17 protein-coding genes are annotated in these 18,474 nt (G+C 66.0%); 5 read left to right on the forward strand and 12 right to left on the reverse strand.

Going from position 1 to position 18,474, the window contains the following annotated elements; genetic code table 11:
- The 4 genes from GJ698_RS28125 to GJ698_RS28140 all read right to left on the reverse strand — a co-directional run.
- Positions 1-216, reverse strand: a 216-nt coding sequence (locus GJ698_RS28125; RefSeq protein WP_154361161.1) for a hypothetical protein, incomplete at its 3' end; no start/stop codon positions are given.
- Entirely contained in the window at positions 213-1,832 is a 1,620-nt protein-coding gene (locus tag GJ698_RS28130; RefSeq protein ID WP_154361162.1) for an ATP-dependent DNA ligase, read from the reverse strand. The genes GJ698_RS28130 and GJ698_RS28125, both read right to left, overlap by 4 nt.
- Positions 1,825-2,862, reverse strand: coding sequence for a ligase-associated DNA damage response exonuclease (locus tag GJ698_RS28135; RefSeq protein ID WP_154361163.1), 1,038 nt, complete (start codon positions 2,860-2,862; stop codon positions 1,825-1,827). The genes GJ698_RS28130 and GJ698_RS28135 overlap by 8 nt, the downstream gene beginning before the upstream one ends.
- Positions 2,863-2,937: 75 nt before the next feature.
- Positions 2,938-3,123 (reverse strand): hypothetical protein, encoded by a 186-nt coding sequence (locus GJ698_RS28140; RefSeq protein ID WP_154361164.1) that lies wholly within the window; start codon positions 3,121-3,123, stop codon positions 2,938-2,940.
- Positions 3,124-3,290: 167 nt separating this feature from the next.
- Here GJ698_RS28140 and msrC point away from each other — a divergent pair, with 167 nt between their 5' ends.
- Positions 3,291-3,794 carry a free L-methionine (R)-S-oxide reductase MsrC gene (msrC, locus tag GJ698_RS28145; protein WP_154361165.1) on the forward strand — a complete coding sequence of 168 codons (504 nt, stop codon included), beginning with the start codon at positions 3,291-3,293 and terminating at the stop codon, positions 3,792-3,794.
- Between the two features lie 50 nt (positions 3,795-3,844).
- Here msrC and GJ698_RS28150 read toward each other — a convergent pair whose 3' ends face one another.
- The 7 genes from GJ698_RS28150 to GJ698_RS28180 form a co-directional block, all read right to left on the reverse strand.
- Positions 3,845-5,104, reverse strand: coding sequence for an RNA polymerase sigma factor (locus GJ698_RS28150; protein ID WP_154361197.1), 1,260 nt, complete (start codon positions 5,102-5,104; stop codon positions 3,845-3,847).
- A 31-nt stretch (positions 5,105-5,135) separates the two neighbouring features.
- Positions 5,136-5,978: a YciI family protein gene (locus GJ698_RS28155; protein ID WP_229260200.1), complete on the reverse strand. Its 843-nt coding sequence runs from the start codon at positions 5,976-5,978 to the stop codon at positions 5,136-5,138.
- 7 nt (positions 5,979-5,985) lie between these two features.
- Complete coding sequence (locus tag GJ698_RS28160) at positions 5,986-6,399, reverse strand: YciI family protein (protein ID WP_154361166.1); 414 nt, start codon at positions 6,397-6,399, stop codon at positions 5,986-5,988.
- Positions 6,400-6,409: 10 nt separating this feature from the next.
- Positions 6,410-6,859 carry a VOC family protein gene (locus GJ698_RS28165; protein WP_208023891.1) on the reverse strand — a complete coding sequence of 150 codons (450 nt, stop codon included), beginning with the start codon at positions 6,857-6,859 and terminating at the stop codon, positions 6,410-6,412.
- Between the two features lie 71 nt (positions 6,860-6,930).
- Positions 6,931-8,349 carry a heavy metal sensor histidine kinase gene (locus tag GJ698_RS28170; RefSeq protein ID WP_371865461.1) on the reverse strand — a complete coding sequence of 473 codons (1,419 nt, stop codon included), beginning with the start codon at positions 8,347-8,349 and terminating at the stop codon, positions 6,931-6,933.
- Positions 8,346-9,017 carry a heavy metal response regulator transcription factor gene (locus GJ698_RS28175; RefSeq protein WP_154361167.1) on the reverse strand — a complete coding sequence of 224 codons (672 nt, stop codon included), beginning with the start codon at positions 9,015-9,017 and terminating at the stop codon, positions 8,346-8,348. The genes GJ698_RS28170 and GJ698_RS28175 overlap by 4 nt, the downstream gene beginning before the upstream one ends.
- A gap of 118 nt (positions 9,018-9,135) precedes the next feature.
- Positions 9,136-9,870, reverse strand: a complete 735-nt coding sequence (locus GJ698_RS28180; protein WP_154361168.1) for an alpha/beta fold hydrolase — start codon at positions 9,868-9,870, stop codon at positions 9,136-9,138.
- Positions 9,871-10,141: 271 nt separating this feature from the next.
- On the opposite strand from GJ698_RS28180, the gene GJ698_RS28185 reads away from it, so the two are divergent.
- The 4 genes from GJ698_RS28185 to GJ698_RS28200 all read left to right on the forward strand — a co-directional run bounded on the left by GJ698_RS28185 (position 10,142) and on the right by GJ698_RS28200 (position 16,551).
- Positions 10,142-13,438, forward strand: coding sequence for an efflux RND transporter permease subunit (locus GJ698_RS28185; protein ID WP_154361169.1), 3,297 nt, complete (start codon positions 10,142-10,144; stop codon positions 13,436-13,438).
- Positions 13,428-14,582, forward strand: a complete 1,155-nt coding sequence (locus tag GJ698_RS28190; RefSeq protein ID WP_154361170.1) for an efflux RND transporter periplasmic adaptor subunit — start codon at positions 13,428-13,430, stop codon at positions 14,580-14,582. The genes GJ698_RS28185 and GJ698_RS28190 overlap by 11 nt, the downstream gene beginning before the upstream one ends.
- Positions 14,579-15,985 (forward strand): efflux transporter outer membrane subunit, encoded by a 1,407-nt coding sequence (locus GJ698_RS28195; protein WP_371865462.1) that lies wholly within the window; start codon positions 14,579-14,581, stop codon positions 15,983-15,985. Before GJ698_RS28190 ends, GJ698_RS28195 begins: the two co-directional genes overlap by 4 nt.
- A gap of 83 nt (positions 15,986-16,068) precedes the next feature.
- Entirely contained in the window at positions 16,069-16,551 is a 483-nt protein-coding gene (locus GJ698_RS28200) for a Dps family protein (protein ID WP_154361171.1), read from the forward strand.
- A gap of 38 nt (positions 16,552-16,589) precedes the next feature.
- On the opposite strand, the gene GJ698_RS28205 is transcribed toward GJ698_RS28200, so the two are convergent.
- Positions 16,590-18,317: a methyl-accepting chemotaxis protein gene (locus GJ698_RS28205; protein WP_154361172.1), complete on the reverse strand. Its 1,728-nt coding sequence runs from the start codon at positions 18,315-18,317 to the stop codon at positions 16,590-16,592.
- Between the last annotated feature and the right edge of the window lie 157 nt (positions 18,318-18,474).

The following is an 18,474-nucleotide window of genomic DNA, read 5'->3' on the forward strand; positions in this document are numbered from 1 at the left end:
GCCGGCACGGCGCGCCCTGGCGCCGCCGCGGACCGGCGGCGCGGCTTCGCCATAGCCGGCGCGCTGCAAGGCGGCGAACCAGACGGCGTAGGTCTTGCCGGCGCCGGTGGTCGCATGCAGCAGGCCGGAGCGGCCGGCTGCCGCCGCCGCCCACACTTCGCGCTGAAACGGAAACACCGTCCAGCCGCGCGCGGCGAACCAGGCGTCCGCGTTCATGGCGCCACGAGCAGGTTCTTCAGCGACTCCAGCGTATCGGCCTCGTCCACCGATTTGTCTTCACGCCGCCGCAGAATGCGCGGGAAACGCACGGCGATGCCCGACTTGTGACGCGGCGAACTGGCGATGCCTTCAAAACCGATTTCAAACACCATGCTTGGCGTCACGCTGCGCACCGGCCCGAATTTCTCGATGGTGGTCTTGCGGATCGCCTGGTCCACCTGCGCGATCTCCGCATCGGTCAGGCCGGAATACGCCTTGGCGAAAGGCACCAACCGATGCTCGTTATCCCACACGGCAAACGTATAGTCGGTGTACAGCGAGGCGCGCCGCCCATGGCCGGCCTGCGCGTAGATCAGCACCGCGTCGATGCTGTAGGGATCGATCTTCCACTTCCACCATGTACCGACGCTCTTGGTGCGGCCCACGCCGTAGCGGGCGTCGACCGCCTTCAGCATCATGCCTTCGACGCCGCGATCGCGCGACTCGGCGCGGATCAGCGCCAGCTGCTCCCAGCTGTCCGCCACGATCACCGGCGCCAGCCGCAACTGCGGCGCGCCTTGCAGGCTGGCCATCAGCTGTTCCAGCAGCATGCGGCGCTCGGACTGCGGCAGGTCGCGCAGGTCGCGGCCGTCCAGCTCCAGCAGATCGTAGGCCAGCAGCACCGCCGGCATCTCCCCCAGCAAGCGCGCCGACACCTGCTTGCGGCCCATGCGCTTTTGCAGGTCGGCAAACGGCGCCGGCGTCGCGCCGCCGTGCCAGATCAGGATTTCACCGTCCAGCACCACGCCGTCCGGCAAGCGCAGCGCGGCCAGCTCGGGGAAGCGCTCGGTGATCAGGTCCTCGCCGCGCGACCACAGCCAGTTCTTGCCCTCGCGCCGCACCAGCTGGGCGCGCATACCGTCGTACTTCCATTCGACCTGCCAGTCCGACAGCTCGCCCAGCGTGGATGGATCGCGCTCCAGCTGGTGCGCCAGGAAGAAGGGATACGGCTGGCCGCCGCGCTGCGCCAGTTCCTCCGGCGCATGTGCGGCGGTCAGCTGCTTAAAGCCGGCCGCCGTCGGACTGACACTACCGTCAGTCCACCCCATCAGGCGCTGCGCGATCAGTTTGCTGTCCAGTCCGGCGATGGCGCTCAGGGCGCGCGTCACCAGCAGCCGCGACACGCCGACGCGGAAGCCGCCGCCGATCAGCTTGGTCAGCAGGAAACGTTCGCGCGTGTCGAGCTGGTCCCAGTAGGTGAACAGCGCTGCCCGCACCGCTTCCGGCGTGGCGCCGCGCAACGGCGCGATACCCAGCTCGACCCAGTCGGCCAGGCCGATTTCGCTGGGATGCTTGGGCGGCGGCAGGATCAGGGCGATGGTCTCGGCCAGGTCGCCCACCGCGTGGTAGCACTCGTCGAACAGCCACTCGTCCAGGCCGGCGTACTCGATCGCGTACTGGCGCAGCAGCTTGGTCGGCACCGCCTGGCGCGGCTTGCCGCCGGCCAGGAAATACACGGCCCACGCGGCATCCTGCGGCGCGGCGCTCGTGAAATAGCCCTGCAAGGCGGCCAGCTTGCGGCTGGTGGCGGTGGTTTCGTCCAGTTCGGCATACAGGCGGGCGAAGTCACGCATGCTCGGCCTCCCCGGCAGCCGGGAGCGGCGGACCGCTGTCCTCGGCCTCATCGTCGCCATATTCGGTATCGAAACCGCTGGCCTGCAAGCCCTGCTGCTGAAGCCAGCGCACCAGCACCGCAATCGAACCGTGCGTGACGATCACGCGCTGCGCGCCAGTGGCGGCAATGGCCTCCAGCAGCCCCGGCCAATCCGCATGGTCGGACAGCGCAAAGCCGCGATCGACGCCGCGCCGGCGGCGCGCGCCGCGCAACTGCATCCAGCCGCTGGCAAAGCCGTCGCTGAAATCGCCGAAGCGCTTGATCCACGGCGAGCCGGCGGCCGACGGCGGCGCCAGCACAATCGACTTGCCGATCTCGCTCTTCGGCACATCCCCCACCATGACGGTCGGCGGCAGCCACACGCCCTCGTCGCGGTAGACCTGGTTCAAGGTCTGCACCGCGCCGTGGCAGATGATGGGACCGATGCCGGAATCCAGCCCGCTCAACAGCCGCTGCGCCTTGCCGAAGCTGTAGCCCAGCAGCACGGTGGCGCGGCCCTGCTCGGCATTGGACTGCCACCAGGCGTTGACGTCGTCAAAGATTTCCTGCTCCGGCTGCCAGCGGTAGATCGGCAGGCCGAACGTCGATTCGGTGATGAAGGTATCGCAGCGCACCGGCTCGAAGGGCGCGCAGGTGCGGTCCGGTTCGACCTTGTAGTCGCCCGAAACCACCCACACTTCGCCGCGATATTCCATGCGCACCTGCGCCGAACCCAGCACGTGGCCGGCCGGATGCAGCGACACGGTGACGCCGTTGTGCACCACCTGCTCGCCATAGGCCAGCCCGGTGATGTTGATCGGCCCCAGCCGCGATTTCATGACATTCACGCCGGGCGTTGCCGCCAGGTAGTGCTGGTGGCCGCCGCGCGCATGGTCGCCGTGCGCATGGGTGATGACAGCGCGTTCCACCGGCCGCCACGGGTCGATGTAAAACTGGCCGGGCACGCAATACAGGCCCTCCTTGCGGACTACCACCATATCTGCGGACATAGAGCGCTTTCGACGGAGACGATGGCCGATTGTGGCGCCGCAATACGTCCCCGTCTGTCACCCAACGCACCGAGGCTAGACGGTATCGATCAATTCCGACATAAAGCTAATATTGTCGTCTTCTTCACAGACGATATGCACACGTTCCTCGCCGATGGTCAGCAAGGCATCGATGTCAATGGCGCAAGGCGAAGTCGGCGGCATGGCGGGCCTGGCCTTGTTTTGACGCGGCGGTTCTGCGTTCTTTTTTCTGGTGGACATATTTACCCCGCTTGGTTTATGACGCGCTGCACACCAGAGTATCCTGCGCGTGGCGGGCGCGCTATCGGATACTGCCTACAAAAAGGGTAGGAAGTCTTCGTAATTTCGACGGATCGGCTAACATAGAGGCCTCGGCGCGCCTGCGCTTATCTACTGAACAACACATCATGACCTTCACCCTCAGCGACACCGCCTACGGCACCGACAGCGCCGATGCCAAAAACGCCATGTACAACGACCTGCGCCCGCAGCTGCAAGGCCTGCTGCACGGCGAGACCGACCTGATCGCCAACACCGCCAATTTCAGTTCGCTGGTGTTCAACAGCATGCCGGGCCTGAACTGGGCCGGCTTCTACTTCCTCAAGGGTGACGAGCTGGTCCTGGGGCCATTCCAGGGCAAGCCGGCCTGCATCCGCATCAAGAAAGGCCGCGGCGTCTGCGGCACCACCGTGGTGGAAGGCAAATCCATCGTCGTGCCGGACGTGCACGCCTTCCCTGGCCACATCGCCTGCGACGTCAATTCGCGTTCGGAACTGGTGGTACCGGTGCGCGGCCCGGACGGCGCCATCGTCGGCGTGTTCGACCTGGACAGCCCGCTGCCGAACCGTTTCGACCAGACCGACGCCGACGGCATCGAATCGTTGGTCAAGCTGTTGGAAGCCACGTTGTAAAAACCGGGGTCAGTTCTGCCAATCGCACACGAGCCCTGCCGTAGCGGTCGCTACGGCAGGGCTCGTGTGCGATTGGCAGAACTGACCCCGGTTTGGGTGGCACGGGCCAGCAGCAGCTGGCGCTCGCGCTCGTTTTGCGTCAGCGACGCGGCGCGCTCGAACTCGGTGCGCGCTTCGTCGTGACGGCCCAGCTTGGCGAGCAAGTCGCCACGCACGCTGGGCAGCAGATGGTAGTTCTTCAAGGCCGGCGCATCCAGCAGGCCATCCACCACTTCCAGTCCCGCCTGCGGTCCGTAGGCCATCGACAGCGCCACCGCGCGGTTCAACTCCACAATCGGCGACGGCGACAGCTGCGCCAGCGCGTCATACAGCGCGGCGATGCGCTGCCAGTCGGTGTCGCCCGCCTGCCGGGCGCGCGCGTGGCAGGCGGCAATGGCGGCTTGCAGGCCATACGGCCCGAGTCCGCGCCCTGTCCGTCCCGCGCGCTCCAAGGCAGCCAGACCGCGCCGGATCAGCAACTGGTCCCAGCGCGCGCGGTCCTGCTCCAGCAACAGGATAGGCTCGCCCTGCGGCCCGACACGGGCGCGGGCGCGCGAGGACTGGATTTCCATCAGCGCCACCAGCCCGTGCACTTCCGGCTCGTCCGGCTGCAGCCCCGCCAGGATGCGTCCCAGCCGCAGCGCTTCCTCGCACAGCGCCGGCCGCATCCAGTCCGCGCCGGCGCTGGCGGAGTAGCCTTCGTTATAGATCAGGTAGATGACTTGCAGCACCGAGGCCAGCCGTTCGCCCAGCTCGTGCGCGCGCGGCGCTTCGAACGGCACCCTGGCTTCGGCCAGCGTGCGCTTGGCGCGCACGATGCGCTGCGCCACGGTTTTTTCCGGCACCAGGAAGGCGCGGGCGATTTCGTCCGTGCTCAGGCCGCCCAGCATGCGCAAAGTCAGCGCCACGCGTCCGTCGGTGGACAGCACCGGATGGCAGGCCACGAACACCAGCCGCAACAAATCGTCGCCGATATCGTTTTCCAGCGCATCGGCCACCGCTGCGTCCAGATCCGGCGCGGCATCCTGCAACTGGCTGTCGATTTCGTAGCTGATGGCCGCTTCTTTTTGCTGATGCATCTGGCGATGGCGCAGCACATCCAGCGCGCGGTTCTTCGCCACCGCGGTCAGCCAGGCGGCCGGCTGCTCCGGCACGCCGTTGGCCGGCCAGCGCTCCAGCGCCAGCACCAGGGCGTCCTGCGCCAGTTCCTCGGCCTGGCCGACGTCGCGCAACATGCGCGCCAGCACAGCGATGATCCTGGCGGACTCCATCCGCCATACCGCCTCGATGATTTTGTGGACGTCAGCCGCCACGGGCCGCCGCGGTGAAGGCGTCGCGCAGGCCCGCTTCCAGCAGTTCGGCGCGCAGCCGTTCTTCCGCCTTGACCATCTCGGGCGTGAACTCGGCGTGCGCGATGCGTTCGCAGGCCTCGCGGATTTCCAGCGTGATATCGCCCGGCTGCGGATACGGATAACCCTTGGCCCAGGCAATCGCCGCCTCGCGCGAGGCGGCCTGTATCATCCAGTAACCAGCGATCAGCTCCTTCACCTCCGTGAACGGACCGTCGACCACCGAGGTTTTGGAATTAGCGTAGTGCACGCGCACCGCGCTGCCCGTGCCTTTCAGGCCTTCGCCGGCCAGCAGCACGCCCTGCTGCACGCCGGCTTCGTTGAATTCGTTCATCACGTCGATGACTTCCGGCGGCGGCACGGCGTCGGTTTCCGCATCGGCGTCGGAGCGCAGGAAGATCACGTAGCGCGTCAGTTCCTCCTTGCGCTGCGGCAGCGTGCCAGCCGCCGTGCCGCGCTCGTCGAAGCCGACGCAGTTGCCGGGACAGCCGGCGTCGCGGATTTCATACACCGCGCCGCTGTCGAACAAGGGCCACCAGCGCACCTGCTCGACGATGTCCTCGCGCGATTCCGCCTCCAGCAGCACGAAGCCGGCGACCAGTTCCTTGGGCGGAAACGGTCCCTTGACTTCGCTCCACTCGCCGTCCCGGCGCTGCAGCCGCACCGCTTCCACGCTGGGGCGCAGAAAGGTGCCCGGCTCCAGCGCGGGCGGTTGCGTTCCTCGTTCCGTGCTTTGATTCGCGCGGCGCAGTACCATGAATTCCATTACATCGAGCTCCAGACTGGTGTCAGCCATAAAGGTATCACAGCCGGGCGCGCAAAGCCTCCTCCTGAGCCACCAATTCCGGTGTGGCGGCGTCGCCGAAGTCGCTCATTTCATACACCTGGCGGATTTCGATTTCCGACGGGCCGTCGAACGGGTTCGGACAGCGCTTCATCCACTCGATCGCCTCTTCCTTGGATTTCACCTGGATCAGCCAGAAGCCGGCGATCAGCTCCTTGGTCTCGGCGAACGGACCGTCAATCACGGTGCGGCTGGCGCCGTCGTAGCGGATGCGCGCGCCCCTGGAACTCGGGTGCAGGCCCTCGCCCGCCAGCAGCACGCCGGCGTTGACCAGTTCCTCGTTGAACTTGCCCATCGCCGTCATCAGCTCCACGCTCGGCATCTTGCCGGCTTCGGAATCGGCGGTGGCTTTTACGATGATCATGAATCGCATGGACGGCTCCTTATTGGCAATCGGATTGTTGTTTCATCGCAGCCATCATTTCTTCCGGCGTCATGTCCTTGATGTGGGTGGCGATCGACCAGTGGTGGCCGAAGGGATCCGTCACCTGGCCGTAGCGGTCGCCCCAGAACATGTCGGCCACCGGCATGCGCACCGTGGCGCCGGCATCCACCGCCTGCTGGAAGGCGGCATCCACGTCGGGCGAATACATGTGCAGCGTGACCGGGCTACCGTTCAGCGCTTTCGGTCCCTTGCCGCCGTACTCGGGGAACGCGTCGGCCAGCATGAGGGTGGAATCGCCGATCTTCAGCGCGGCGTGCATGATGCGGCCGTCCTCGCCCGGCATGCGCATCATTTCCTCGGCGTTAAAGGCCTTTTTATAGAATTCAATCGCGTCCGCTGCGCCTTCGCAAACCAGGTGCGGGATGATGTGGGTGCTTTGCATTGCCATGGTGGTCTCCTCGGTTAAAGTGTCAATCTATACCTACGACGACCCGGCACCACAGAAATCGACACGGATTTCTAATTATTTTTGGCTTTTTTGAACAACAGGCAAAAAGTGGTGCTGGCGCCCGGCTGGCTGTCCACTGAAATTTTACCGCCATGCAAATCCACGATGGCGCGGACGATGGACAGGCCCAGCCCGGCCGAATGGGCCTGGTCGGAGCGCGCCTGGTCGGCCCGGTAGTAACGATCGAAGATGTGCGGCAGGTGTTCGGGCGCGATGCCGGGGCCGGTGTTGCAGACGGCCAGCTCCACGCCCTCCGCCACCTCGCGCGCCGACAGCCGCACCGAGCCGCCCGGCGGCGTATAGCGAATGGCGTTCGACACCAGGTTGTTGATGGCGCGCTGCAATAGCACCGGGTCGATGTCGGCGCGCAGCGGCGCGGCGTCCACGGTCAGGCGCACGCCCACGTCGTCGGCCAGGATTTCGAAATAATCGTGGATGCGCTGCAACTCGACCTGCAGGTCCAGCGACTCGCGCTGCAGCGCCAGCTGGGCGTTGTCGACGCGCGCCAGGAACAGCGTGTTCTCGATCATGCGCGCCAGCCGTTCGTACTCTTCCGAATTGGATGCCAGCAGCGCCTGGTATTCCTCCACCGTGCGCGGCCGCGACAGCGCCACCTGGGTTTCCACCATCAGCGTGTTGACCGGCGTGCGCATGTCGTGCGCCAGGTCGGCGGCAAAGCCGGACAGGCGCTGCACGCCGTCCTCCAGCCGGTCCAGCATGGCGTTGAAGGCGGCGCCCATCTGCCGCAGCTCCACCGGCGCGTCCTGCACCGACAGCCGCGTGTTGAGGCGGCTGGTGTTGATTTCATCGGCCTTGGCGATCACCGAGCGGAACTGGCGCATGCTGTAGCGCACCACCGCGTAGCCCAGCGCCGTCGCCAGCAAGGCGCCGCCGCACAGCGCCACCAGCAGGTCGACCACGTAGTCGCGCAGCAGTTTCAGGCGATCCGAGCGCTCGCGCGCCAGCGTGATCTGCACCGGCTCGGCGCCGGAGCGGCCGTCGTCCACCAGCGCGGCGGCGCGCACCATGCGGCCGATGCCGCTGGCGGGTTGCCAGTCGTGGATGTCGTCCAGCGTCAGCTCGCGCTTGGCCGGCACGCTGTCCACCTGCGGCAGCGGGCGCGAGGTGGTCGAGGTTTGCAGCAGCGGCTTGCCGTCTGCCGCGTTCACCCGCAGCATGAAATCGTTATGGCCGAACAGGGTGTCAGTCAGCAGCCTGGCGTTCTGTTCGATGGCGACGTCCGACGGCAGCGCGGCGATCACGCGGCGCAACTGGTCCACCTTGGCGATCAGCTCGACGTCGTCGCGGCTGGCCATCTGCCGCTGCAAGGTGTGGTACAGGTAGGCGCCCACCGCCAGGAAGGTGGTCACGGCCACCGCCGACAGCAGCAGCGCCACGCGCAGGGTCAGCGACAGCGGCCGGCGCTTCACGTGCGCTCTTCCAGCAGATAGCCCATGCCGCGCACGGTTTGCACCAGCTTGAGCGGATACGGATCGTCGACCTTGACGCGCAGGCGGCGGATCGCCACGTCGACCACATTGGTGTCGGAATCGAAGTTCATGTCCCATACCATGGAAGCGATCTGGGTGCGCGACAGCACTTCGCCCTGGCGCTTGGCCAGCAGGTGCAGCAGCGCGAATTCCTTGGCGGTCAGCTCGATGCGCTGGCCGGCGCGCGTGACGCGACGGCGCAGCACGTCGATTTCCAGGTCGGCTACGCGGATCACCTCGGCTTCGCGCACCGGGCCACGGCGCAGCAGCGTTTTGACGCGGGCCAGCAGTTCGGCGAAAGCGAACGGCTTGACCAGGTAATCGTCGGCGCCCAGTTCCAGGCCCTTGACGCGGTCGATCACGTCGTCGCGGGCGGTGAGGAACAGCACCGGCGTTTCCTTGCGCTCGCGCAGCTTGCTGAGGACGGTCCAGCCATCCATTTGCGGCAGCATCACGTCCAGCACGATCAGTTCGTAGTCGTGCTCCAGCGCCAGCGACAGGCCGTCGACGCCGTTGCGCGCGAGGTCGGCCACGTAGCCGGACTCATGCAGGCCCTTGACCAGGTAGTCGCCGGCTTTCGGTTCGTCTTCAATGATTAGTATTTTCATGGTGCATTCATTATCGGCTGTTTTGTGCTGCCAGTCATAACCCGCACTGCCAGGTGGGGGCCGGCCCACCTGGCAGGCGGGCGAAGCCCTATCCGGCCCCTGGATCAGCCTTGCGGGTTTACTTTGCGGCCTCGAGGATCAGGTTGGCGATCTCGTCGGCGTGGGAGATCATCGACAGGTGGCTGGACGCCAGCTCTATGGTCTTGGCCCCCATGCGCTTGGCCAGGAAACGCTCCAGATCCGGCGACGTCGTCCGGTCATTGGTCGACACCGCATAATAGGTCGGCTTGACCTTCCACGCCGCCTGCGTGGTGCGGGCGCTGAACAGCGTCTGCGAGATGCGCCCCTGCCCCGCATACAGCACCCGCGCCTTGGCCGGGTCCAGATCGCCGCCGAAATCGCGCACAAACGCCTCTTCGCTCAGCTGGGCAAAACCGTCCGCCGACTTCACCAGCCCGGCGCTGGCAGGCGGTGCCGGGAACTTGGCGGCCAGGGCGCCGTAGTCCTCGCCCGCGTCCGGCGCGCGCGCCGCCACGTACACCAGCGCCTTGACCTTCGGATCGACGCCGGTCTCGCTGATCACCGTGCCGGCCCACGAATGGCCCACCAGAATCGTCGGCCCATCCTGCAACGCCAGCACCCGGCGCGTCGCTTCGGCGTCATCCGCGAGCGACGTCAGCGGATTTTGCACAGATGTGACATGCTTACCTGCTTTTTGCAAACGCGCGATGACGTCGTTCCAGCACGATCCGTCCGCGTATGCGCCATGCACAAGCACGATATTATTAACCGCAGCCGACGCCGCGCCGGAAAACAGGGCGGCAAACGCGCCGGCAAGTAACAGCTTTTTCATGACGATTTCCTTGGTGAATGAGAGTGATCCCAGTATAGAAATGTCGCGCTGACGGCAACATGACGCCAAGATTACAAACAGATGACATTCCACCAGATACAGGCTGATACATGCCAGAAACAATTCTTAAGGCAACTATAACGATTAAAACGATAAAATTATTCACTAATGTAGCAAAAGTCAGTAATTCCGCTGCACTACATTATCCGCATCACCTCGGCATTGATTAGCCTGGCTCATAAGGTCATGCGATTCCGCCGCATTATTCAAAATGCTGCACCGCGCTATATTGTCCGGTCAGTCTGTCCCTGGGGGTAATTTTGTGTTAATTGATATCGTCCGCGTGGCGCTCCGGCGTCCCTATACATTTGTGGTCATGGCCTTGCTGCTGCTGATCGCCGGTCCGCTGGCGGCTTTGCGCACGCCGACCGACATTTTCCCCGACATTAAGATCCCGGTGATCGCGGTGGCGTGGCAGTACACCGGCCAGCCGCCGGACCAGATGGCGGGGCGCGTGTCCACCCTGTTCCAGCGCGCGCTGACCACCACCGTCAACGACATCGAGCACATCGAAGCGAACACCTTCACCGGCGTGTCCATCGTGAAGATCTTCTTCCAGCCCGGCGTCAACGTGGCGGTGGCGAATGCCCAGGTGACGGCGATCTCGCAGGCGCTGCTCAAGCAGATGCCGGCCGGTATCACGCCTCCACTGATCATCAACTACAACGCCGCCACCGTGCCTATCCTCCAGGTGGCGCTGTCCGGCAAGGGTCTGTCGGAACAGCAGCTGTCCGACCTCGGCACCAATACGGTGCGGACGCCGCTGGTTAGCGTACCGGGCGCGGCAATCCCGCTGCCGTATGGCGGTAAGCAGCGCCAGGTGCAGATCGACGTCGATCCGGCCCTGCTGCAGGCCCGCGGCCTGTCGGCGCAGGACATCGCCAACGCGCTGGCGGCACAGAACGTGCTGACCCCGGTCGGCACGCAGAAAATCGACTCGCTGGAATACACCATCCAGCTGAACAGCGCGCCGTCGGCCATCGCCGACCTGGCGCGCCTGCCGGTGAAAGTGGTCAACGGCGCCACCATCTACCTGGGCGACATCGCCAACGTCCACGACGGCAACGCGCCGCAGACCAACGTGGTGCACGTCGACGGCAGCCGCTCGGTGCTGATGTCGGTGCTGAAGAACGGTTCGGCCTCGACCCTGGCCATCGTCGATGGCATCCGCTCGAAAATCGACACGCTGAAGGCCGGCTGGCCGGACGCGCTGAAAGTCACGCCGATCAATGACCAGTCCGTATTCGTGCGCGCTGCGATCAAGGGCGTGGCCTCGGAAGGCGTGATCGCCGCCGCGCTGACCAGCCTGATGATCCTGCTGTTCCTCGGCAGCTGGCGCTCGACCATCATCATCGCGGTTTCCATCCCGCTGTCGATTCTCGGCTCGATCGTCGCCCTGGCGGCCATCGGCGAATCGCTGAACCTGATGACCCTCGGCGGCCTGGCGCTGGCCGTGGGTATCCTGGTCGATGACGCCACCGTGACCATCGAAAACATCAACTGGCACCTGGAACAGGGCAAGTCGGTGGAAAACGCGATTCTGGACGGCGCCGCGCAGATCGTCACGCCGGCCTTCGTTTCGCTGCTGTGTATCTGTATCGTGTTCGTGCCGATGTTCTTCCTGGACGGCGTGTCGCGCTTCCTGTTCGTGCCGATGGCCGAAGCGGTGATCTTCGCGATGATCTGCTCATTCATCCTGTCGCGTACCCTGGTGCCGACCATGGCCAACTACCTGCTGAAACCGCACGACACCGGCGAGGGCCATGCCCACGCCCACGGCGGCCACGGTGCGCCGCCACCATCGAGCAATCCGCTGGTGCGTTTCCAGCGCGGCTTCGAAGCGCGCTTCGAGAAGGTCCGCGCCGGCTACATGGGCATCCTGGAATCGGCCATCGGCAACCGTCCGAAGTTCGTGATCGGCTTCCTGGTGGTGGTGCTGGCCTCGTTCGTGCTGGTGCCTTTCCTGGGCAGTAACTTCTTCCCGTCGGTCGACTCCGGCCAGGTGCTGATCCACGTGCGCGTGCCGGTCGGCACCCGTATCGAGGAAACCGCCGCCCGCTTCGCCCGCATCGACCAGGCCATCCGCCGCGTGATTCCGGCCAAGGAAATCGTCACCATGACCGACAACATCGGCATGCCGGCCAGCGCGATCAACATGGTGTACAACAACACCGGCATGATGGGCACGCAGGACGGCGACTTCCAGATCGCCCTCGGCGAAGAACACGAGCCGACCGCCGAGTACGTGCGCAAGCTGCGCAAGGTGCTGCCGGAAGAATTCCCGGACACCACCTTCTCGTTCCCGCCAGCCGACATCGTCGGCCAGATCCTGAACTTCGGTTCGCCGGCCCCGATCGACGTGCAAATCCGCGGCGGCAAGATCGACGAGAACTACGCCTACGCCGACAAGCTGCTGAAACGCATCCGCGCCATCCCTGGCGTGGCCGACGCCCGCATCCAGCAGTCCAACAAGGCGCCGGTGTTCAACGTCGACGTCGACCGCAGCCAGGCGCAGCAGCTGGGCCTGACCACGCGCGACGTCACCAACAGCATGGTGGTCAACCTGGCCGGTTCCTCGCAGGTGGCGCCGACCTTCTGGCTGAATCCGGCCAACGGCGTCAGCTACCCGATCGTCATGCAGACGCCGCAACCGCAGCTCGATTCGCTGTCGTCGCTGGCCAACCTGCCGGTCGGTAACGGCGCCAACACCAGCGGCGCCACGCTGGGCGGCGTCGCCCGCTTCCAGCGCGGCACCGCCTCGGCGCTGGTCAGCCAGTACGACATCGCGCCGATGGTGCAGATCTACGCCACCACCCAGGACCGCGACCTCGGCGCCGTCGCCAAGGACATCAACAAGATCCTGGAAGAAACCAAGGCCGAGCTGCCGAAGGGTTCGTCGGCGCAGATGCTGGGCCAGGTGAAAACCATGGACCGCGCCTTCTCCGGCCTGCTGTTCGGCCTGCTGGGCGCCGTGGTGCTGATCTACTTCCTGATCGTGGTCAACTTCCAGTCGTGGCTGGACCCGGCCGTGATCGTCTCGGCGCTGCCGGCCGCGCTGGCCGGCATCGTCTGGATGCTGTTCGCCACCAACACCACGCTGTCGGTGCCGGCGCTGACCGGCGCCATCATGTGCATGGGCGTGGCCACCGCCAACTCGGTGCTGGTGATCTCGTTCGCCCGGGAACGTCTGGACGAACTGGGCGACGCCACCGCCGCCGCGCTGGAAGCCGGCTCGGTCCGCTTCCGTCCGGTGCTGATGACGGCGCTGTCGATGATTATCGGTATGTTGCCGATGGCCCTGGGCCTGGGCGACGGCGGCGAGCAGAATGCGCCGCTGGGCCGCGCCGTGATCGGCGGCCTGATCTTCGCCACCACGGCCACGCTGCTGTTTGTACCGGTGGTGTTCAGCATCGTCCACAAAAAACATGCGCCGGGGACCAAGTCCTCGCCGTCGCCGCAACCTCATAACGACCAACCTATTTCCGGAGCACCTGTCCATGCAAACTAAAACTTCTCGTATGGGGCACAAGCCGCTGACCCTGGGTCTGATCGTCCTTGCCGCCGCGCTGGTCGCGGCCGGGGTGCTCAGCCGCCGTTCGGTGGCCGAACAAGTCAAGGAAGCCAGCACGCCGGTCGTTCCGGCGGTCAGCATCCTGCCGGCCGGCCAGATGGCCGGCGCGCCGATCGACCTGTCGGCCCGCATCGAACCCTGGGCGCGCGCGCCGATCTACGCCCGCGTCAGCGGCTACCTGAAAAGCTGGAACGTCGACATCGGCGCGCCGGTGAAATCCGGCCAGACGCTGGCCGACATCGAAACGCCCGACCTCGACCAGCAGCTGCTGCAAGCCAAGGCCGAACTGGCCACCGCGCGCAGCAACCTGACGCTGGCGGCCAGCACCGCCAAGCGCTGGCAGGGCCTGCTGACGGCGGACGCCGTCTCGCACCAGGAAGCCGACGAGAAAGCCGGCGACCTGGCGGCCAAGCAGTCGGCGGTCAACGCCATGCAGGCCAATGTCGACCGGGTGCAGGCGCTGCAGCGCTACACCCGCCTGGTGGCGCCGTTCGACGGCGTGGTCACCGCGCGCAACACCGACGTCGGCGCGCTGATCAACGTCGGCGGCACGCCGGGCAGCGAGCTGTTCGTGGTGTCCGACATCAGCCGCCTGCGCGTCTACGTCAACGTGCCGCAGCGCCAGGTGGCCGCCATCAAGGTCGGCGACAAGGCCGAGCTGACCGTGCCTGAACGTCCGGGCAAGACCTTCACCGCCACCGTGCAGTCGCTGTCGCAGGCCATCAACGCCAGCTCCGGCGCCATGCTGATCCAGCTGACCGTGCAGAACGACAGCCGCGAGCTGCTGCCGGGCGGCTACGCCTCGATCCACTTCGACGCGCCGCAGGCCACCGCCTCGCTGAGCATTCCGCCAAGCGCGCTGATCTTCAACAAGGCCGGCACGCAAGTGGCGACCCTGGGCAAGGACAACCGCGTGGTGGTGAAACAGGTCACCGTCGGCCGCGACCTCGGCAACGTGGTCGAAGTCGCCTCCGGCCTCGACAAAGGCGACCAGGTCATCGCCAATCCGCCGGACGGCGTCGCCACCGGCGACATGGTCCGCGTGGCTGCCGCAACCGCTAACGCCAAGGCCAAGCCGTGAAGATCCTCTACGCCACTACCCTCGCCCTGGCCCTCGCCGCGTGCGCCGAGGCCCCGGTCCAGGCGCCGCCAGCGGTGCCGATGGCCGACAGCTTCCGCGACGTGCCGCCCGGCTGGAGCGCCGCCAGCGACAAGGCGCCGATGCTGCCCGCCGACTGGTGGAAGATGTACGCCGATCCGCAACTCGACCAGCTGCAACAGCAGCTGATCGACAACAGCCCGGACCTTGCCAGCGCGCTGGCGCGCTACCGCCAGGCGCAGGCCGCCACCGGCGTGCTGCGCTCGGCGCAGTCGCCGACGCTGGGCGCTTCGCTCAACAGCCAGCGCATCCGCCAGTCGGATCTCAAGCCGCTGCGCGGCGCCACCTCGCCGGCTGAATACAACAGCGGCACGCTGGAGTTCGACCTCGGCTACGAAGTCGACCTGTGGGGCCGCATCAGCAAGCAGGTCAGCGCCGGCGTGGCGCAGGAACGCGCCGCCAACGCCGACCTGGCCGCGGCGCGCCTGTCGCTGCAAACCCAGCTGGCCGACACGCTGCTGGCCCTGCGCGGCGCCGACGCCGACCTCAAGCTGCTGCGCGAGACCGAAGTCGCCTACAAGCGCCAGGCCGACCTGATCACCCAGCGCCACAACGGCGGCACCGCCTCCGGCCTGGACCTGGCGCGCGCCGAAACCCAGCTGGAATCGACCCGGTCGCAACTGCGCCAGCGCCAGGCGCAGCGCAATACGCAGGAACACGCGATCGCCGCGCTGGTCGGCGCCAATGCCGCCAGCTTCACCGTCGCGCCGATGGACAGCAATGCCTTCGTCACGCCGGCGGTGCCGCTGGGCCTGCCGTCGCAGCTGCTGCAGCGCCGCCCGGACATCGCCGCCGCCGCGCTGCGCGTGGCGGCCGCCAGCGACCAGGTGGGCGTGGCCCGCACCGCGCTGTTCCCGTCGCTGACCTTGAACGCCGCCGCCGGCTACCAGTCCAGCGACTTCGACAAGTTTGCCCGCGCTTCCAACCTGTTCTGGGCGGTCGGTCCGACCCTGGCCGTCAGCCTGCTCGACGGCGGCCGCCGCAAGGCGCAGATCGCCGGCGCCGAAGCGCAGCTGGATGAAGCCGGCCAGCGCTACCGTTCGGTGGTGCTGACCGCCTTCCAGCAGGTGTCCGACCAGCTGTCGCTGCTGACCAACTACGACGAAGCGGCCAAGTCCGACCACCTGGCGGCCACCGCCGCCAAGCGTGCGCTGGACCTGGCGCAGAAGCGTTACGACGAAGGCGCGGCCAGCTATCTGGAAGTGGTGACGGCGCAAACGGCCTACCTGCAATCGGCCCGCAGCGAGCTGGACCTGACGACCCGCTACCGCCAGGCCGGCGTGCAGCTGGTCAAGGCCATCGGCGGCGGCTGGACCGAAGGCTAAGGAGACTCTGGCAACCGGGACAGGCAAGATCGGCGTCGTGGCGCTACAATGACTGAGTCCAAGACTAACCAAGGAGCGACACGATGGCTAAAGCAATCAAGATCGATATCGGTCTGACCGATAAAAGCCGCGCGAAAATCGCGGCTGGCCTGTCCGGCCTGCTGGCCGACAGCTACACGCTGTACCTGATGACCCACAACTTCCACTGGAACGTCAAAGGTCCGATGTTCAACTCGCTGCACCAGATGTTCATGACGCAGTACACCGAACAATGGACCGCGCTGGACCAGATCGCCGAACGCATCCGCGCGCTCGGCTACCCGGCGCCCGGCACCTACGCCCAGTTCTCGAAGCTGGCGACCATCAAGGAAGTGGAAGGCGTGCCGGTCGCGCTGGACATGGTGCGCCACCTGGTGGCCGCGCAGGAAGCCACCGCCCGCACCGCGCGCAAGCTGCTGCCGGTGGTCGACGAATGCGACGACCAGCCTACCGCCGACCTGCTGACCCAGCGCCTGGACGTCCACGAGAAGACCGCGTGGATGTTGCGCAGCCTGCTGGAAGAATAAACGTCATCAAATAAAAAGGGCCGCAAGGCCCTTTTTATTTAGAACTCTTCCCATTCCTGACTGTTGTCGGCTGGCGCCTTGCGTGGCGCTGCGGCGGCGGCCGGTTTGGCAGCAGGCTTGGGCGCCTTCAGCGCCGGCTTGCGCGCTGCCGGTGCCGCCGGCGCCGGGCGGGCTGCGGTGCGCACCGGCGCCGAAGCGGTCTTGCGGGCGGCGATATTGCCGCCTTCGACCTGGAACACCGCTACCATCTCGGCCAGCCTGGCGGCCTGCTCCTGCATCGCCTGCGAGGCGGCGGCGGCCTGCTCCACCAGCGCCGCGTTCTGCTGCGTGACAGTATCCATCTCGGCCACGGCGGTGTTGATCTGCTCGATGCCGACTTCCTGCTCGCGGCCGGCCGAGCTGATCTCGCTGATGATGTCGGTCACGCGCTTCACGCTGGTGACGATCTCTTCCATCGTGGTGCCGGCCTCGTTGACCAGCGCGCTGCCGCTGCCGACCTTCTCCACCGAATCGGTGATCAGCGCCTTGATGTCCTTGGCCGCCGCCGCCGAGCGCTGCGCCAGGTTGCGCACCTCGGTGGCGACCACCGCGAAGCCACGGCCCTGCTCGCCCGCACGTGCAGCTTCCACCGCCGCGTTCAACGCCAGAATATTCGTCTGGAAAGCGATGCCGTCGATCACGCCGATGATGTCGGCGATCTTGTCCGACGATTGCGTGATCGACCCCATGGTGTCGATCACCCGCGTCACCAGCTCGCCGCCCTTGACGGCGATGTCGGACGCCGACGAGGCCAGCGTGTTGGCCTGGCGCGCGTTGTCCGAATTCTGTTTGACGGTGGAGGTCAGTTCCTCCAGCGACGACGCGGTCTCTTCCAGGCTGGCGGCCTGCTGCTCGGTGCGACGCGACAGGTCCAGGTTGCCGGCGGCGATTTCGCTGCTGGCGGTGGCGATGGCGTCGCTGCCCTCGCGTACGCTGCGCACGGTGCCGGCCAGGCGTTCCTGCATCTGCGCCAGGCCTTCCATCATCTCGCCCATCTCATCCTTGCGGCCCAGCTGGATATGGTTCGACAGGTTGCCATGCGCCATGGCCTGGAAGTAGCCGATGGCCTGGTTCAGCGGCGCCATCACCGCGCGCAGCAACAGCACGCCGGAGACGGCGGCCAGCAGGATGCCGATCACGATGGCGGCGATCGCCAGCGCCATGTTGCGCTGGTAGGCGGCCTGGCTCTGGTTGTACTGCTCGGCCGAGGCGTCCAGCTGGTAGGTGCTGAGCTTTTCCGAACTGTCGGTGTAGAGGCGGAACAGGCGCGTGACTTCGCTCAGCATCATGCGCTCGATTTCCGGCTTGTTCCTGTCGTTGATGGCCTTGATCGCCACCATCAGGCCATCCTTGACCAGCGCCTCGCGCTGCGCGGCGACCTTGTCGGCCAGCGCCTTTTCGCCGTCGCCGAACGGCAGCGCATAGTAGGTTTTCCAGAACTTCTCGCTGTTGTCGATGAAGTCCTGGGTGCGCTTCAGCGTTTCCGGCACGTTGGCCGCGTCCGGCGCCATGGCGACACGGTCGAGCGACAGGCGGGCGCGGTCGATCTGGATCTGCGCTTCATAAATGGCCTTCATCGAGACCATGGAATTGCTGTACACATCCTTCAGCACGTCGTTGGAGGTGCGCAGCGTCTGGATGCCGCGCACGCCGATAAAGATGATGAGCAGGCCCAGCAAGGCCATGGTGCCGATGAGGCGGGTGCGTATCGTCAGGTTTGCAAACATGATTTGTATCCAATCGAAAGAACATCGATATTCGGACACGGCAGGGATGGGGCCGTATGGCTAGCTGCGGAGGCTAAAGTGCCAGTAGCTTATCGGATTACTTTCTCCGTAACAAGGTATATCCGGCAGGCGCCGCCATGGACGCAACAGCGGCTGG

The organism is Duganella aquatilis (assembly GCF_009674565.1).
Taxonomy (GTDB): Bacteria; Pseudomonadota; Gammaproteobacteria; order Burkholderiales; family Burkholderiaceae_D; genus Rugamonas; species Rugamonas aquatilis.

Excerpts from the sequence above, each read along its gene's own strand:
- GJ698_RS28165 (WP_208023891.1), bottom strand. The coding sequence starts at position 6,859 with ATGGCAATGCAAAGCACCCACATCATCCCGCACCTGGTTTGCGAAGGC.
- GJ698_RS28150 (WP_154361197.1), bottom strand. The coding sequence starts at position 5,104 with ATGGAGTCCGCCAGGATCATCGCTGTGCTGGCGCGCATGTTGCGCGAC.
- GJ698_RS28205 (WP_154361172.1), bottom strand. The coding sequence starts at position 18,317 with ATGTTTGCAAACCTGACGATACGCACCCGCCTCATCGGCACCATGGCC.
- GJ698_RS28160 (WP_154361166.1), bottom strand. The coding sequence starts at position 6,399 with ATGCGATTCATGATCATCGTAAAAGCCACCGCCGATTCCGAAGCCGGC.
- GJ698_RS28175 (WP_154361167.1), bottom strand. The coding sequence starts at position 9,017 with ATGAAAATACTAATCATTGAAGACGAACCGAAAGCCGGCGACTACCTG.
- GJ698_RS28140 (WP_154361164.1), bottom strand. The coding sequence starts at position 3,123 with ATGTCCACCAGAAAAAAGAACGCAGAACCGCCGCGTCAAAACAAGGCC.
- GJ698_RS28130 (WP_154361162.1), bottom strand. The coding sequence starts at position 1,832 with ATGCGTGACTTCGCCCGCCTGTATGCCGAACTGGACGAAACCACCGCC.
- msrC (WP_154361165.1), top strand. The coding sequence starts at position 3,291 with ATGACCTTCACCCTCAGCGACACCGCCTACGGCACCGACAGCGCCGAT.
- GJ698_RS28155 (WP_229260200.1), bottom strand. The coding sequence starts at position 5,978 with ATGGCTGACACCAGTCTGGAGCTCGATGTAATGGAATTCATGGTACTG.
- GJ698_RS28185 (WP_154361169.1), top strand. The coding sequence starts at position 10,142 with ATGCTGCACCGCGCTATATTGTCCGGTCAGTCTGTCCCTGGGGGTAAT.
- GJ698_RS28180 (WP_154361168.1), bottom strand. The coding sequence starts at position 9,870 with ATGAAAAAGCTGTTACTTGCCGGCGCGTTTGCCGCCCTGTTTTCCGGC.
- GJ698_RS28200 (WP_154361171.1), top strand. The coding sequence starts at position 16,069 with ATGGCTAAAGCAATCAAGATCGATATCGGTCTGACCGATAAAAGCCGC.
- GJ698_RS28190 (WP_154361170.1), top strand. The coding sequence starts at position 13,428 with ATGCAAACTAAAACTTCTCGTATGGGGCACAAGCCGCTGACCCTGGGT.
- GJ698_RS28135 (WP_154361163.1), bottom strand. The coding sequence starts at position 2,862 with ATGTCCGCAGATATGGTGGTAGTCCGCAAGGAGGGCCTGTATTGCGTG.